Source organism: Aliikangiella sp. G2MR2-5, assembly GCF_015687155.1.
Taxonomy (GTDB): domain Bacteria; phylum Pseudomonadota; class Gammaproteobacteria; order Enterobacterales; family Kangiellaceae; genus Aliikangiella.
In genome coordinates, this window is the sequence record NZ_JADPQF010000001.1 from 208407 (window position 1) to 223798 (window position 15392).

The following is a 15392-nucleotide window of genomic DNA, read 5'->3' on the forward strand; positions in this document are numbered from 1 at the left end:
AAGAAAAGATAAGTTCACACAGAGCAATTAAAATGCCAGCTAGAAAAATGATTGCATTCATTTTTGTTATAAGCCCGATTTTTCTGGGCTTTCGATTATTAAGAATGAAAAAACACAAACTAGCCGATAACTAAATTGATGAAGTTGGTTGCACTTGGTCTGTGCGCAAATAGCGTCAAAGGTCATATCATTGCACGCTGTTGGTGCGATTTTTCAATCAATAGAATCTGATTAAGGAGATCGCTTGAAAACATTTTCAATGTTAATGAGGGTTTAAGCGAATGTATCAGCGGTGATTATTCGTTGGATCGTTTGTTGCAATTCGAATGGTTTTATCATTAAAGGTGAAATTGAATTGCAAGGATACAGATGCGATTATCCAGTCAGGACCACTTGCCCCTATTGTGGCGTTGGCTGCGGAATAGAAATTAGTGGCGGTCCCGATGGCAAGCTATCGCTCAGCGGCGACAAGTCTCATCCGGCAAACTTTGGAAAGCTTTGCACCAAAGGGAGAAACTTGCTTTCAACCCTGGATGGAAATGCGAGAATTCATCAACCCTACACGCCAACAGGAAATCTTCAATGGTCGAAGGCCATCGCCTATGTAGCGAGTCAGCTTAATCAAACTATCGATAAGCATGGGCCTGACTCGATTGCCTTCTATGTTTCAGGGCAGTTACTCACCGAAGATTATTATATTGCCAATAAGTTGATGAAAGGCTTTATCGGTAGTGCCAACATTGATACTAACTCAAGACTTTGTATGTCATCACCGGCATTAGCTCAAAAGAAGGCTTACGGCAGTGATACCGTCGTTCCAGATTATCAGGATATTGAGCAGGCAGAGCTTGTACTATTGGTTGGTTCAAATTTGGCCTGGTGTCATCCGGTGCTTTATCAAAGGCTAAAAGAATCCAAAATAGCAAACCCGAAAAAGAAAATAATTCTGATTGATCCGAGAATCACCCCGTGTATCGAAATTACCGATCTGCATCTTGCGATAAACCCCGGGACCGATCTGTTACTATTTAACAGCTTGCTAGGGTTTCTTCACCAACACGGGCTTGCCTGCAATGATTATTTTTCACCAGATATTCAAAAAGGCGCAATTGAGTATGCAGTAACTGATTTTAGAAACATTCGGCGGTTGATTGACGAAACGGGGATTTCTCTGGAGCAATTACATTATTTTTGGAAACTTTTCGCGAACACAGAAAAGGTAGTCACTATTTTTTCACAAGGCGTCAATCAATCCTCAGTAGCTGTAGACACCGCGAGCGCTATCATTAACTGTCACCTTTATACCAACCGTATTGCAAGAATCGGTATGGGACCATTTCCTGTGACGGGACAACCTAACGCCATGGGGGGCAGGGAAGTCGGTGCTATGGCAACGAGTTTGGCCGGTCATCTTGATTATAATGAGGAGAATTTAAATTGGCTTTCATCATTTTGGCAGTCACACCAGCTACCTCGTTCACCCGGTCTAAAAGCGGTTGAGATTTTTGAAGGAATTTTGAAAGGGAAAGTGAAAGCGCTGTGGATTATGGCGACAAATCCTCTGGTTTCTCTGCCAGATACTCAACTGGTGAAAAAAGCACTTAATGCTTGTGAGTTTGTTGTCGTTAATGAGGTTTTTCAATCCAGTGAGACACTGGCCTATGCGGATCTTGTCTTGCCGGCACAAGGCTGGGGAGAAAAAAGTGGTACAGTGACCAACTCAGAAAGGAGGCTTTCTCGACAACGGGCGTTTATGGAACCTGTGGGTGAAGCCAAACCCGATTGGTGGATCATTTGTGAGGTAGCCAAAGCAATGGGGTTTAGTAAGGCTTTTAACTATTCAAACGTTGCCCAGATTTTTAACGAGCACATAACCTTGTTGAATGAGTCTTATCCCTTGACGGGGAGCATTGCATTGAAGCCTCTGCAGGACTTGACTAGTGAACACTATGATCGGATGGTGCCTGTTCAATGGCCGCAAACTGACAACCAATCGATTGTTTTGGGTGGGCAAAGTGCACTTTTTGATTGCCGCTTTCATACCCGGTCAAAAAGACCTGAGATGATCGCAGTAAATTATTGGCGCTCTGTTGAAGATCTAAATAGCAACAAAGTTTCTTTGCTGTCTCAATCCCATCTGACTTCTTCTAAGACAAAACCTGGTTTTATTTTAAATTCTGGCCGTATCCGGGATCAGTGGCACACGATGACTCGTACCGAGCTTGCTACCGAATTAAACCACCATGTCGTAGAAGCATGCGTTTCAATGCATCCGATCGATGCCGCTGAAAACAAAATTAACGATGCTAGTTTTGTCGAACTATCCAGTTTTCAGAAAAGTATGATAATCCGGGCGAATTATTCTTATGAAGTTGCTAGAGGCCAACTTTTTATTCCTATGCATTTTGCAAACAATCACCTGTCCAGCGGCGGTGTTAATCAGCTAGTCGATCGACAATGTGATCCTCAGTCGGGACAGCCCGCATTCAAGCAGTCTCGAGTTTCTATAAAGCCAGTGAATATGCAAAGTGAAGCAACTTTGGTTAGTCCGTTTTTCTTTGAAGAGTTGCCTTTTCATTATTGGTACAGGATAAAAATCAGAGGTGGTTATCGCTACTCTCTGGCATTAGAAGAAACTATCGATGAGGCATATAAAAAACTTTACTGTTGGTTGATGGGACGAACTTATCTTCACTCATTCGAAGAGAATCGAACCAGACAATTACTGCGAGGCGAAGGGAAGCGTTTGCAGAATGCTAGTGAAAACAGATCGATCATCAGGCAAGGAAAATACAGTGAAAAGGTTAGAAGATTAGCGATCCTTGAAGAGGGCTCGTTATTGGCGGCTTTTCAGATTGGGCAGGTTGGCAATAAAGTATCAACTCCATGGATGGACTCCCTGCTGGAAGGTCCGCTGACCCTGTCGCAAAAAGCAGCGTTGGTAGCCGGAAGTTCTGAACTTAAAGAAATTAATCGAGATTACCTGTGTCTTTGCGCAAAAGTCTCACGCAGTTATATTGAGCATGAAATTAAATCGTTGGATTCAATAACTTGTGCAAAAGAAGAGAAAAACAAGGAACAGCTATTGGAAGAAGTTATACGAACGACCGGTGCCGGAAAAGGCTGCGGTAGCTGTATCGCCGAGATTTCAATGGCACTTTCTTTGAATAATGAGCAATCGCGGACAGCACTCAACTTAAGAGAGAGTTCGAGCGGATAATTAACCGGTAAATGCATCAAAAAGGAGGCTAAATGCTTGTAAGCGCTATAATCGTCAATAAATGTAGGGCTCAATGAGTCTAATTGTTGGTTTCAATAGTAAGCCTTGCTAAAATGACGAAAATCAAAAATAAGCGTCTGCTGAAAGGCGTTTTAAGGACCATTTCCTGTTATGACAATGATGAGCCGCCGATTCCGCGGTTTTTACCCAGTGGTAGTCGATGTTGAAACCGGTGGTTTTAATGCGAATACCGATGCTTTGCTAGAGATCGCTGCTGTTTCGCTCAAGTTCGACGAGCAAGGATATCTCCATCTCGCCAATCGATGGCATTACCATGTTGAGCCATTTGAGGGAGCCAACATTGAACAGGCGTCGATTGAATTCACCGGAATAGATCCTTTTCACCCCTTACGAGGAGCTGTTTCTGAAAAGCATGCTCTCAATGAGATATTTAAGGGATTGAAAGCTGAACAAAAAGAAGCCGAGTGCCAGCGTTGTGTTCTTGTGGGACACAACCCCGGATTCGATATGGGATTTGTCTCGGCTGCTTCAGAACGAATAAAAGCAAAGAGAAACCCATTTCATCCGTTTACTACTTTCGATACAGCCAGCCTGGCGGGACTAGCATTAGGTCAAACTGTATTGGCGAAAGCCTGTCAAACTGCTGGAATCAGTTTTGACAATAACCAGGCGCATTCGGCTCTCTACGATACTGAGAAGACTGCCGAGCTTTTTTGCTTTATTGTCAATCGCTGGAAAAAGCTTGGTGGATGGCCGCTAGGTGACTGAATTAACACAAGATCATAGAAACGCTACATTGTAGCGTTAAGTAAATTTATATCGTTAACTAAAACTGCTTATTTAACCAAATTTGTGTCGCCTGATGCTGAATAATGACCAATCAGGCTGACACAGACGCTCTTGAAGTTGAGACCATTGAACGACTACCTGAAGAATCGTAAATGTTGTTATCGGGGTCGAATCCTCTAATCAAGTTAAAAGTTCTTTTGCTCGCTTCTTGAACCAGTTGCAGCAGTCTACCGTTAACTTCATTTTGGAAGCTACACTTGGATACCAACTCCATTAGCTGAATCCAGCCTTGCTGAGTTTCCTCACTTTTATAACAGTGGTTTTTAAAATCGACCAAGGTATAGCGCTGAAATTTCGCGTCTCCGTGACTAGATTGCTGAACTAGCTGCGGCGCTACTTCATGTCGATTAATGATATTGACCCAATGCTGTTTCTCAACAGATGCGTCAGCAAGGGCTTCAAAGTCTCGCTTTTCTAGCGCCATTTGCTCGTTTGATAAAACTTCAAACAGGTTTTGATAGTCCTGTTTCCATTGATTTATTACGGTTAAACAAAGTGTATTGTTATCCATCTTTCTCACCTTTCTTGGCTAATTTAACTCTGGCACGTTTAACGTGCATGCTGAGTAAAACTGAATAGGAGCGAACCGAAGTTGAATTGAATAGAACTTTCGATTAATAGTCGTAGTAGCTACTTTCAAAATCGAGCATCTTATTAGCAACTCTTTCGTATTCAATTTCGTAATCACCCTTATCTACTTTCTCTTTTACTGGAGAAACTCTATCAGGATCAACAACGGGAGAAGATTTCATTTGTTGGATAATTGAGGCAAGATGAGACGTTTGGCCGGTTAAGCTAACGGAATCATCACTTTCATCTGAGCTCGACGAACTATTATCGGCAATATCCCTGGATTTGGTCCGGTTGGTTTTTCCCAGTCCAGATTTAACATGACCAGGTACTAGGTTCCTTATATCCATTACCATATTAAATTGTCACCATAAATTGCCCATAATTATTGTCAAGATAGTCAAACTACTGATTTGTTGCTATCTTGACGCTCAGCTGGTTTTTGCCCGTAACTATAGCATCAAAAACCCGTTTTGACTGTGAGTTTCGTACCTGTACTGATTCTCCTAGAGTGGCATCCGAGAGAGCAATGCCCTCAACGTTAATCGCAAGGAAATCGCTTCTTGCGGATACATTGACTTTTTCTCCGCGACAAACCATACAGATACTGTTGCTCAATACTACGCTTCCTGCACGTAGATTTCTTTTGGGGCTTGTTCCCAGTATTTTTTCAATCTGAATCTCAGGCTTGACTCTGAAGTTCTCAATTGAAATCAACTGTTTTATCAAATCAGACTTGCCAAATACGTCATCTTTTTGCATTTGACGAGTCGTAACCCAAACCTGTTGCATAACTTCTACTTTTGCCGACAAGTAAATTTTCCATTGTCGGCTTCCCGGGCATTTGACTCCGACCGTTGTTTTACCGATCAATTTAGAGCCCGGAGATAAGAATACTTGCAGTTTTTCATCACAGGCAGCCAAACGGGTTCTCGGGTCGATAGAATCGACAGAAACCCTGCTACTTTGGTTATCGGCAGAATGCTGCTTTTCTTCAAGGAAAATTCTTGCCGCTTGTTGAACTTTTGCAAGCGATTGATGGTCCTGCTTTACACGAATCTGTTGTGTGGCGAATACTGAGGGGGATGACAGGCATAGATAAATGAGCAAAATCAGTGGGCTACCCAAGTTCCAGGGGAATGCTTGTGTTTTGATTTTTTTACCTTTTTCCATCATTTTCCTGTGCTTCGACAATTTTTGGCTATACTTAAATTCATCAGAAAGAAGACAACTTTTAGTAAGATAAAGCAAATAATATGCCCATTACTATGATGAAGGTCCTTTTCAATGAGTATTGGCGAAAAATAGGATGGTGAAAGAATGTCGAGCATTCTAGATTCGGTTAATCAACGAACCCAAATGGTAGGTCAAAACCGGCTGGAGCTTCTCCTGTTTAAGTTACGTGGAAAGCAGGTTTATGGCATCAATGTATTTAAAGTCAGGGAAGTACTGCAGTGTCCTGAGTTGACAGAGCTGCCGCAACGAAACCCGGTAGTTAGAGGTGTCGCTCATATTCGGGGAATTACCATTTCAGTTATTGATTTGAGTTTGGCGGTCGGAGGTCCTTCTCTCGGTGATGTTAAAAACTGCTTTGTAGTAATCGCAGAATATAATCGAAAGGTTCAGGGTTTTTTGGTTCGATCTGTAGAACGAATTGTAAATATGAATTGGAGTGATATACATCCACCTCCGAAGGGGTCTGGCAAAAGTAGCTATTTGACGGCCGTTACCGATATTGACGGTGAAATAGTTGAAATTATTGATGTCGAAAAAATATTGGCTGAGATAACCCCGAACAATGCGCAGGTAAGTCAGGAGATTGTTGAAGAAAATATCAACAGAGCTCCACAAGATAAAGTAGTCTTGATTGCTGACGATTCCGCAGTTGCGCGTGGCCAAATCAAGCGAACAATTGAGCAAATTGGGTATAAAACCAAAGTTTGCAAAGATGGAAAAGAGGCTTATGAATGGCTAAACAGTATTGTTGATGAAGGGAAAAATATTGATGATGAAGTTCTACTGCTGATATCGGACATCGAAATGCCTGAAATGGATGGCTACACACTGACTGCCGAAATCCGAGCTAACCCAAAACTCAGTCATATGTGGGTCCTTTTGCATACTTCGCTGAGCGGAGTTTTCAATGAGGCGATGGTGCAAAAAGTTGGAGCGAATGATTTCATTCCCAAGTTCAATCCAGATGAGTTGGCACAAGCTGTGCAGAAGCGAATGGAAATTGAAGACTAGATTGCCTGGTCTTCACATTCATAAGATCCTGATTCATGGAAATTTCAGCTGGCGAATACGCGAGATTTAAAACTCTTCTTGAGAAACAGAGCGGCATACTTCTTGGCGAGAACAAGCAATACCTGGTGATTAGCAGGTTGAGCTCCCTCATGCAAAGCAAAGGTTATTCCAGTATGTCTGAGTTGCTTGATGCAAGCGAGAGAATTGGCGGAACAGGGCTGCTCAAAGAAGTTGTGGACAAAATGACCACAAACGAAACCCTGTGGTTTCGAGATCGCTATCCTTTCGAATACCTGACTAAACAGATTGTCCCAGAGATTAAACGAAAATCACTGAACTTTAGAATTTGGTGCGCAGCATGTTCTACCGGACAGGAGCCCTATTCAATAGCTATGCAACTGGACGAAGTTGCTAATCTTAACAATGCTGAGATTATTGCGACAGATCTATCCGAGAGAGTTTTGAACAAAGCCAAGCAGGGTATTTATCAGCAAATCGAACTTAACCGCGGAATGCCACAGGATAAGTTAAGTCGATACTTCAAGCCTACCCCGAATAATAACTGGCAGGTGATCGATCGACTGCGAACAAAAATCCGTTTTCAACCTCTGAATCTGCTTAATTTTCCATATGCCGGCTTAGGTAAGTTTGATGTGATTTTTTGTCGGAATGTTCTAATTTATTTTTCTAATGAAAATAAAACTAGAGTGATCAATGGTCTTGTCAATAATCTCAAACCTGGAGGCTACCTTTTTCTCGGAGCCTCGGAAGCTTTGACAAGGGACTGTCAGCCCCTATCCATGGTTCGTTGTAATCCCGGACTGGTATATCAAAAATCGGTATAGGTTGTTGCCGCTTTTGCGGTTGTTCTTTGCCGCTTTGTTAACAAGTGAAAATGTTTTTCCTCACTAAAGCCTCTAAATAAGCCAACTCAGCACCCGGATCTTAATTTCTTTCTCTCTTTAATTTTATTGGCATAAGCTTTGCACTTTCACATCTAAATCAGGGAATTCGGATTTGAAAGGTCTAGACCCTGATAAATTGATTTGAAGAGATATAAGAGATGACCATCAATTTTGATAAAGCTTTTGGCATTCATGAACAAGCCTTGGAGTTGAGAGCACAGCGAGCCAAAGTATTAGCGAATAATCTCGCCAATGCGGACACGCCAAACTTTAAAGCTCAAGATATTGATTTTACGCAAGCGCTCAAACAAGCGAGCGAAGGGTTGAGTTCAAGTCTGGCAAGAACTCATGATATGCATTTGGACTCCAAACTTGGTCGGGAAATCCCGGGACTTTCTTACCGTATTCCTAACATGCCTGACACGGGCGATGGAAATTCTGTTGATGCACAAGTTGAGCAGGCCAAATTTGCAGAAAATGCACTTCAATATCAAACATCCCTGAAGTTTTTAAATGGCAAGATCAAGGGCTTATTAACGGCCCTTAAAGGAGAGTAAAAGTGAGCTTATATGACATCTTCGATATCAGTGGTTCTGGCATGTCCGCGCAAAGCGTTCGTCTTAATACCACCGCGAGCAATATTGCTAATGCTCATAGTATTGCTAGTAGTACCGATGAAACTTATAAAGCTCGCCATCCAGTTTTTCAGGCAGTGATGAATGGAGTGGATGTAAAAAATCATGGAGTATCACCCAATGCAGGAGTGCAGGTCGCGGGCATTGTAGAGAGTCAGGCTGACGCTGTTGCTCGTTATCAACCTGATCATCCTTTAGCTGATGAAAAAGGATTTGTATATACACCAAATATAAACATCGTTGAAGAAATGGCCAATATGATATCGGCATCACGTTCATATCAAAGTAATGTTCAAGTGGCTAATTTAACTAAAAATCTTTTAACCAAAACTCTCAACTTAGGTAATAGCTAGGAGTTAACTACTCCCTGCGCTACGAGAAATAGAAAACGCTGACAATGTAAAGATAGAGAATAGATCATGACTACTACAGTAAATAATACAGATTATTCTTCGATGGGTTTGAATACACATTCTGCAGCTAACAGAGAAATCAAGAAAGAACTAGGACAAGCTGACTTTTTAGCACTATTGACGACTCAACTAGCGAATCAAGACCCTCTGGAACCGGTTGATAATAAAGAATTTATTTCGCAGATGTCTCAGTTTGCAAGTGTTGACAGTTTGCAAACACTTGTGAATCAATTTTCTGACTTATCGAACTCATTGACTTCTAATCAAGCGCTTCAGGCTTCGGCATTAGTTGGTCGAAATGTACTGATAGCAGGTAATGAGGGGTATCTTACGCCTGGAGGTAGCATAGCAGGTCAGTTGAATCTTGATCAAACGACAACCAACATTCGCTTTGAAATTAAAGATAGTGCTGGACAGGTTGTTCGAAGTATACAGGTTGGAACCCAGGAAGCTGGTGACATTGATTTTATCTGGGACGGGATGAATGATAGCGGTCAGCCTTTACCTGAAGGGAACTATACCGTTGCAGCGTATGGTCAGGTAGGCGGTTCAACCGAGCAATTAAAAACTTCAATCATTGCCAGAGTTCAAAGTGTCAATCTTGGAAGTCCCGACGGAAAAATTTTAGTTAATCTGACCGGCTTAGGTCAGGTTAATTTTGATGATATTAAACAGATTGGATAGATTTAAATTTAGTAAAAAATTTTAGGTTTCTTAAAAGCAGGAGAGTTGTTATGTCTTTTAATACAGCGTTAAGTGGTTTAAATGCGGCGCAGGCAGATTTGAATGTGACTGCCAATAACATTGCTAATGTTAGTACAACAGGTTTTAAAGAGTCGCGAACGGAGTTTGCTGATATATTTTCTACTACCTCGTTCGGAAGCTCTTCAACGACAATCGGTAATGGCGTATTGCTGGCAAATGTGGCGCAACAGTTCAATCAGGGAAACCTGGAATTTACTTCCAACACACTCGATCTTGCTGTTTCAGGAGAAGGTTTTTTCATTCTCAATCCCGGCGAAAATAATAGCAATGCTATTTTTACAAGAAATGGTGAATTAGGCGTCGATAGCAATGGTTTTGTGGTCAACAATGCTGGAGCGAGACTTCAGGTTTTTCCAGTAAATGCCGATGGAACAGTAACGGCTACAAGTTTATCCAGTACCATTGCTTTGCAACTTCCGCAAACCGCGGGCGTTCCAACCATTACTACACAGGTTGATATTGGTGTTAACTTGCCTGCAGCCGGCGCAGTTCTCGACCCTCTGGCTTTTGATCCAACTCAGGCATCAACTTTTAACGCATCAACTTCTTTGACTGTATTTGATTCCCTGGGTGAAAGCCATGTTGTTACCGCTTACTATGTAAAAGTCGCAGATAATCAATGGGCTACCTATTACAATACCACAGATGCAGGTGGTGCTACTTTGCCTATTGATATCGCAGGGGGAATTGCCGGTGCAGGCGGACAACTTTACCACATTTCCGATTTTGACAATTCAGGGAGCTTTCTTTCAAATACGCCTGATCCAATAATAACCACCGCAGTTGATTTCGGTAATGGTTCCGATCCGACTCAAACTCTGACATTTAATTATGCTGGCAACGGTACAACGCAGTTTTCGTCGCCTTTTACAGTAAACGTACTTGACCAAAATGGTTTTCCAATTGGTCGTTTAACTGGCGTTGAGATTTCTGATACAGGAGTAGTTAGAGCAAACTTCAGCAATGGGCAAACTACTGCTCTGGGTAAAATAGCCCTGTCTCGTTTTCAAAATGCACAAGGTCTGGCACAAATAGGAAATAACTCCTGGCAGGATACTATCGAGTCAGGTACACCTCTGGTCGGTGAGGCTTTAACTTCTAGTTTTGGTCAAATTCGTTCGGGAGCTTTGGAAGTTTCCAACGTGGACTTAACTGCACAGTTAGTCAATTTAATTTCGGCACAACGAAATTTTCAGGCAAACGCAAAATCAATTGAAACGAATAATACAGTAACTCAGGCGATAATTAACATCCGATAACGGGATCATTTCGGTGTTTAAGCATTAACTTAAGAGATGTTCGAAAATGGATAAATTACTCTATATAGCGATGACCGGTGCTAGAGAAACTTCTCTGGCACAGGCCAATTCTGCAAATAATTTAGCCAATGCCAAAACGACCGCCTTTAAAGCGGAACTCGCCCAGTTTCGAGCTATGCCTGTCTATGGAGATGGACATCCGAGTCGTGCTTTTGTAATGGCTGAAAGACCAGGACATAATTTTGATCAGGGAAGTGCCCAAACTACCGGAAGAAATCTGGATGTTGCAATTTCTGGTGAAGGTTGGTTTGTCACTCAAAACGCTGAGGGAGAAGAACGCTTAACTCGTCGAGGGGATCTCAAAATTTTGCCTACAGGAGAGTTAGTAAACGGGGCAGACAATCCCATTTTCGGAGATGGCGGACCTATTGCGCTACCACCATTTGAAAAAATTGATATTGCAAAGGATGGAACAATAACCATTCTTCCTTTAGGTGCCGAAGAAACGGCAACGGCAATTGTTGACCGCATTCGAATGGTTAATCCGGCACTTTCTGACCTCGAAAAGGATACCAATGGTCTTTTCCGTAGTCGTGAAGGAAATCCTTTTGTTGCCGATGCAGCCGTTTCACTACAAAGTGGTGCGTTAGAGTCGAGTAATGTTAGTGTCGTTGGCGAGTTGACCAATATGATTAACTTATCGCGTCAATATGAAGTACAGGTCAAGTTAATGGCTTCAGTAGAGGAAAACGGCCAGGTTCTGGATCGATTATTGCAACCATAGATCAAAGCTAGTTTATTTTTGAGGTAACTACTATGCACCCCGCACTTTGGATTTCTAAAACAGGGCTTGAAGCACAAACAAAAGACTTGGCGGTAATTTCAAATAACTTAGCCAATGCCGGTACCGTTGGTTTTAAAAAGTCTCGGGTAGCGTTTGAAGATCTTTTTTATCAAAACTTGAGACAACCAGGGGCGCAAGCGTCGCAAGACTCGCGTATTCCAACTGGATTACAGATTGGTACCGGTGTAAAGGTTGTTGCGACACAAAAGATTCATACTCAAGGAAGTTTTCAGACAACCGACAATCAGCTAGATATGGCAATTCAAGGAGCGGGCTTCTTTCAGATTTTACTACCTGACGGGACAACGGGATATACTCGTGCCGGTAATTTTACTCTGGATGAAAATGGTCAGATAGTTACTCAGGGGAGCGGCTATGTGCTACAACCGGCAATTACAGTTCCGCAAACGTCTGTAACTTTAGATGTTGCTATCGATGGTACGATTTCGGTACAGGAAGCAGGTCAGGCTGCGCCCACAATATTAGGAAATCTTCAGCTTGCTGATTTTGTTAACCCCACGGGTTTACAGCCAATAGGTGAAAATCTCTATCTGGAAACAGGTAGTAGTGGTGCTCCGGTTATTGGCACACCAGGACTGGATGGTTTGGGTACAGTCAGAGGTGGAATGTTGGAGACTTCAAACGTTTCGACAGTCGAAGAATTAGTGTCAATGATCGAAACTCAACGCACATACGAAACTAACGCCAAAGTACTTTCGGCAGTGGATCAAATGTTGCAGTTCGTTAATCAGACGCTTTAATCATTCTAGAGTCAAAATGATGACATACCGCTTCATAATCAAAGTTGCCCTTGCATTTGCCAGTATTGTAATGATTACCGGTTGTACTACGATTTATCAGGATGCTCAACAGGATGATCCATACTGGGCTCCGGCAATGCCGCAAACTAGTGATACAAGCCAAAGCAACCCTGGTGCTATTTATAACCCGGGTTCAGCACAAATGCTTTTTCAGGATAAAAAGGCTCATCGAATCGGGGACCTGATTACGGTCGTCTTAACCGAAAGTACCAATGCAACAAAAACTGCAGACACCGAGTTAGACAAAGATTCAAGTTTGGATTTATCGGAAGTAAATCTTTTAGGCAAGAACAACGTGAGTTTATGGGGACCTACCACACAAAGCAATAACGAGGCGAGCTTAAGTGGTGACGCAACAGCTTCCAGAAGTTTTAAAGCTGAAACTGATTCTGCGCAAAGTAACAAGCTACAGGGAACAATTACCGTTACAGTTCATCAGGTTTATCCTAATGGAAACCTGGTAATCAAAGGTGAAAAGTGGATCTCCCTTAATCAAGGAAGTGAGTTTATTCGAGTTGCTGGAATAATTCGCCCGGAAGATATCGATAAGGATAATCAGATTGCCTCAACCCGAGTCGCCAACGCTAGAATTTCCTACGGTGGAACAGGACCACTGGCTGAAGCAAATGAGGAAGGATGGTTGTCTCGATTTTTCAATTCTGGATGGTGGCCTTTCTAATGAACATTTCACGTAACATTTTTTTGATTTTCATTTGTTTCTTTGTGTCGCTAGATTCTTTTGCCGAAAGGATTAAAGATATTACCAGCGTTCAGGGTGTACGAGAAAACCAGTTAATCGGTTATGGCCTGGTTGTGGGCCTGGACGGTACTGGTGAAAAAACCAAATATACCGAGCAAACTTTTAGAACCATGCTTGCTCGATTTGGAATAAATGTTCCTCAGGGAAGTCAGTTGAAATTGAAAAACTCTGCCGCTGTTGCTGTTCACGCAACTTTGCCTGCATTTGCCAAAGCCGGGCAAACAATCGATATAACAGTAAGCAGTTTAGGTGAAGCAAAAAGTTTACGTGGAGGTACTCTTTTAATGACACCACTAAGAGGTGCAAATGGTAATACTTATGCAATAGCTCAGGGTAATCTTGTTGTCGGAGGATTTGGTGCTCAAGGGGGAGATGGATCAAAAATTTCCGTCAATCACCAGACTGTAGGCAGAGTACCTAATGGAGCGACTGTGGAGCAAACAGTTGCTACCAATTTTCTAACAGCAGATCATCTGGTGTTCAATCTGAATGAGCCCGACTTCACCACTGCAGTAAGGTTAGCCAAGGCGATCAACAAGACAATTGGACCCAATACCGCTCGACCGGTCGACCAAACTTCGATACAGGTCAATGCGCCAAGAGATTCTGCTCAGAGAATCCACTACTTGTCACTGCTGGAAAATATTGAAGTCGAGCCTGCAGAATCGGTTGGCAAAATAGTGGTCAACTCGAGAACTGGCACTATTGTAATTGGTAAACACGTAAATCTTAAAGAAGCAGCTGTGGCCCATGGAAATTTAGTCGTAAAAATTAAAGAAGTGCAAGAAGTATCACAGCCTGCACCTTTGTCTCAACAAGGTACTACGGTAACGACGCTGGACTCAGGTATAGAGTTGGATTCAGGCAATACCAGAATGTTTCATTTCAGACCCGGAGCCACGTTGCAGCAACTTGTCGAAGCCGTTAACGCTGTAGGCGCTGCGCCTGGTGATGTAATGGCTATTTTAGAGGCTTTAAAACAGGCTGGCGCAATTAACGGTGAATTAATCGTTATTTAGAAAGTTATTAATATGAACGCAACAAACTTTTTAACAATAGCAAATAATCAACAAACCAGTATCCACTCTGATTTGTCCAGCCTTGATGCTATTCGAAAACAGGGGCTGGTTGATGAGGCTGGCGCGATAAAATCTGCTGCGAAAGAATTTGAAGCATATTTTCTAAATCTCATGCTTAAATCTATGCGTGAAGCCGGAGACGCAATGGGAGAGAATACTCTTTTTGGCAGTGAACAGGAAAAAATGTTTGTCAGTATGATGGACGAACAAATGGCTGTTGATCTCTCTCAAAAAGGAAGTTTGGGTATTGCCGAATTAATGATGGAGCAGTTATATCGCCAGCTTGGAATATCGGAGCAAAAAATTTCCGCTACTTCAGAATCAGCAAACTTCGTGTCTGGTACAAAGCAGATTACAAGGAAGAGTGGAAGTGGGACTTTATATTCTCAAGCTAAATCGAAAGGTGTGAGCACAATTTCTCTGGAACAGGGGAATCTGAACTATGAAAAAGCGCTAAAGGCTGAGTTTAAAAAGGACACAGTTCCAGGTGTCGACAGAGCAGAGAAAAAAGCCTTGTTTAGCTCGGCAAAGGATTTTGTGAAAAATTTGATGCCATATGCCAAGCGAGCGGCGAAAAGATTAAATCTGGATCCAAGGTTGCTGCTTGCTCAAGCTGCTTTAGAAACTGGATGGGGTAAGCATGTAGTTCACGATGAAAACGGGCGCCCAGGATTTAATCTGTTCGGAATTAAAGCGGATAGCCGTTGGAAAGGTGGATCTATTCGTGTAGATACACTGGAAGTTGAAAATGCAGAATTTAAGAAAGTTAATGCAGCGTTTCGTCGTTATGGGAATTTTGAACAATCTTTTCAAGATTATGCAAATTTCATAAAAAGCAACGGCCGGTATCAAAGAGCGCTCGAAAACACGCAAGACCCGGCTGAGTATATTCAGTCCTTACAGGATTCTGGCTATGCAACAGACCCCGACTATGCAAAGAAAATTATTAACATTTTTAACAATCAGACCATTCAAAGTCTCGATATGGGTCCACAGTAGAGGAG

16 protein-coding genes are annotated in these 15392 nt (G+C 42.3%); 13 read left to right on the forward strand and 3 right to left on the reverse strand.

Features of this window, described 5'->3' with window-relative positions:
- Positions 1-355: 355 nt before the first annotated feature.
- A complete protein-coding gene (locus IYN84_RS00830; protein WP_196137280.1) occupies positions 356-3220 on the forward strand; it encodes a molybdopterin-dependent oxidoreductase in 2865 nt (954 codons plus the stop codon).
- A 180-nt stretch (positions 3221-3400) separates the two neighbouring features.
- The gene (gene rnt / locus IYN84_RS00835) at positions 3401-4009 is read left to right on the forward strand and encodes a ribonuclease T (RefSeq protein ID WP_210330321.1); all 609 of its coding nucleotides are present in this window, start codon (positions 3401-3403) and stop codon (positions 4007-4009) included.
- Positions 4010-4121: 112 nt separating this feature from the next.
- Here the strand turns inward: rnt and IYN84_RS00840 are convergent, their stop codons facing one another.
- From IYN84_RS00840 to flgA, 3 genes are all read right to left on the reverse strand, one after another.
- Complete coding sequence (locus IYN84_RS00840) at positions 4122-4601, reverse strand: flagella synthesis protein FlgN (RefSeq protein WP_196137282.1); 480 nt, start codon at positions 4599-4601, stop codon at positions 4122-4124.
- A 103-nt stretch (positions 4602-4704) separates the two neighbouring features.
- Entirely contained in the window at positions 4705-5016 is a 312-nt protein-coding gene (gene flgM / locus IYN84_RS00845) for a flagellar biosynthesis anti-sigma factor FlgM (RefSeq protein ID WP_196137283.1), read from the reverse strand.
- A 49-nt stretch (positions 5017-5065) separates the two neighbouring features.
- Positions 5066-5833 carry a flagellar basal body P-ring formation chaperone FlgA gene (flgA, locus tag IYN84_RS00850; RefSeq protein ID WP_196137284.1) on the reverse strand — a complete coding sequence of 256 codons (768 nt, stop codon included), beginning with the start codon at positions 5831-5833 and terminating at the stop codon, positions 5066-5068.
- 147 nt (positions 5834-5980) lie between these two features.
- On the opposite strand from flgA, the gene IYN84_RS00855 reads away from it, so the two are divergent.
- The 11 genes from IYN84_RS00855 (at position 5981) to flgJ (ending at position 15387) form a co-directional block, all read left to right on the forward strand.
- Positions 5981-6907: a chemotaxis protein CheV gene (locus IYN84_RS00855; RefSeq protein WP_196137285.1), complete on the forward strand. Its 927-nt coding sequence runs from the start codon at positions 5981-5983 to the stop codon at positions 6905-6907.
- 35 nt (positions 6908-6942) lie between these two features.
- Positions 6943-7752 (forward strand): protein-glutamate O-methyltransferase CheR, encoded by an 810-nt coding sequence (locus IYN84_RS00860; protein WP_210330246.1) that lies wholly within the window; start codon positions 6943-6945, stop codon positions 7750-7752.
- A gap of 218 nt (positions 7753-7970) precedes the next feature.
- A complete protein-coding gene (gene flgB / locus IYN84_RS00865; RefSeq protein WP_196137286.1) occupies positions 7971-8369 on the forward strand; it encodes a flagellar basal body rod protein FlgB in 399 nt (132 codons plus the stop codon).
- A 2-nt stretch (positions 8370-8371) separates the two neighbouring features.
- A complete protein-coding gene (gene flgC / locus IYN84_RS00870) occupies positions 8372-8800 on the forward strand; it encodes a flagellar basal body rod protein FlgC (protein ID WP_196137287.1) in 429 nt (142 codons plus the stop codon).
- Between the two features lie 66 nt (positions 8801-8866).
- Positions 8867-9544, forward strand: a complete 678-nt coding sequence (locus IYN84_RS00875) for a flagellar hook assembly protein FlgD (protein ID WP_196137288.1) — start codon at positions 8867-8869, stop codon at positions 9542-9544.
- A 50-nt stretch (positions 9545-9594) separates the two neighbouring features.
- On the forward strand, positions 9595-10884 hold the full coding sequence (flgE, locus tag IYN84_RS00880) for a flagellar hook protein FlgE (RefSeq protein ID WP_196137289.1): 1290 nt from the start codon (positions 9595-9597) through the stop codon (positions 10882-10884).
- A gap of 46 nt (positions 10885-10930) precedes the next feature.
- On the forward strand, positions 10931-11668 hold the full coding sequence (flgF, locus tag IYN84_RS00885; protein WP_196137290.1) for a flagellar basal-body rod protein FlgF: 738 nt from the start codon (positions 10931-10933) through the stop codon (positions 11666-11668).
- A 32-nt stretch (positions 11669-11700) separates the two neighbouring features.
- A complete protein-coding gene (gene flgG, locus IYN84_RS00890) occupies positions 11701-12489 on the forward strand; it encodes a flagellar basal-body rod protein FlgG (RefSeq protein ID WP_196137291.1) in 789 nt (262 codons plus the stop codon).
- Positions 12490-12505: 16 nt separating this feature from the next.
- Positions 12506-13228, forward strand: a complete 723-nt coding sequence (flgH, locus tag IYN84_RS00895; RefSeq protein WP_210330247.1) for a flagellar basal body L-ring protein FlgH — start codon at positions 12506-12508, stop codon at positions 13226-13228.
- Positions 13228-14328: a flagellar basal body P-ring protein FlgI gene (locus IYN84_RS00900; protein WP_196137292.1), complete on the forward strand. Its 1101-nt coding sequence runs from the start codon at positions 13228-13230 to the stop codon at positions 14326-14328. The genes flgH and IYN84_RS00900 overlap by 1 nt, the downstream gene beginning before the upstream one ends.
- A gap of 12 nt (positions 14329-14340) precedes the next feature.
- Complete coding sequence (flgJ, locus tag IYN84_RS00905; protein ID WP_196137293.1) at positions 14341-15387, forward strand: flagellar assembly peptidoglycan hydrolase FlgJ; 1047 nt, start codon at positions 14341-14343, stop codon at positions 15385-15387.
- The last annotated feature ends 5 nt before the right edge of the window (positions 15388-15392 follow it).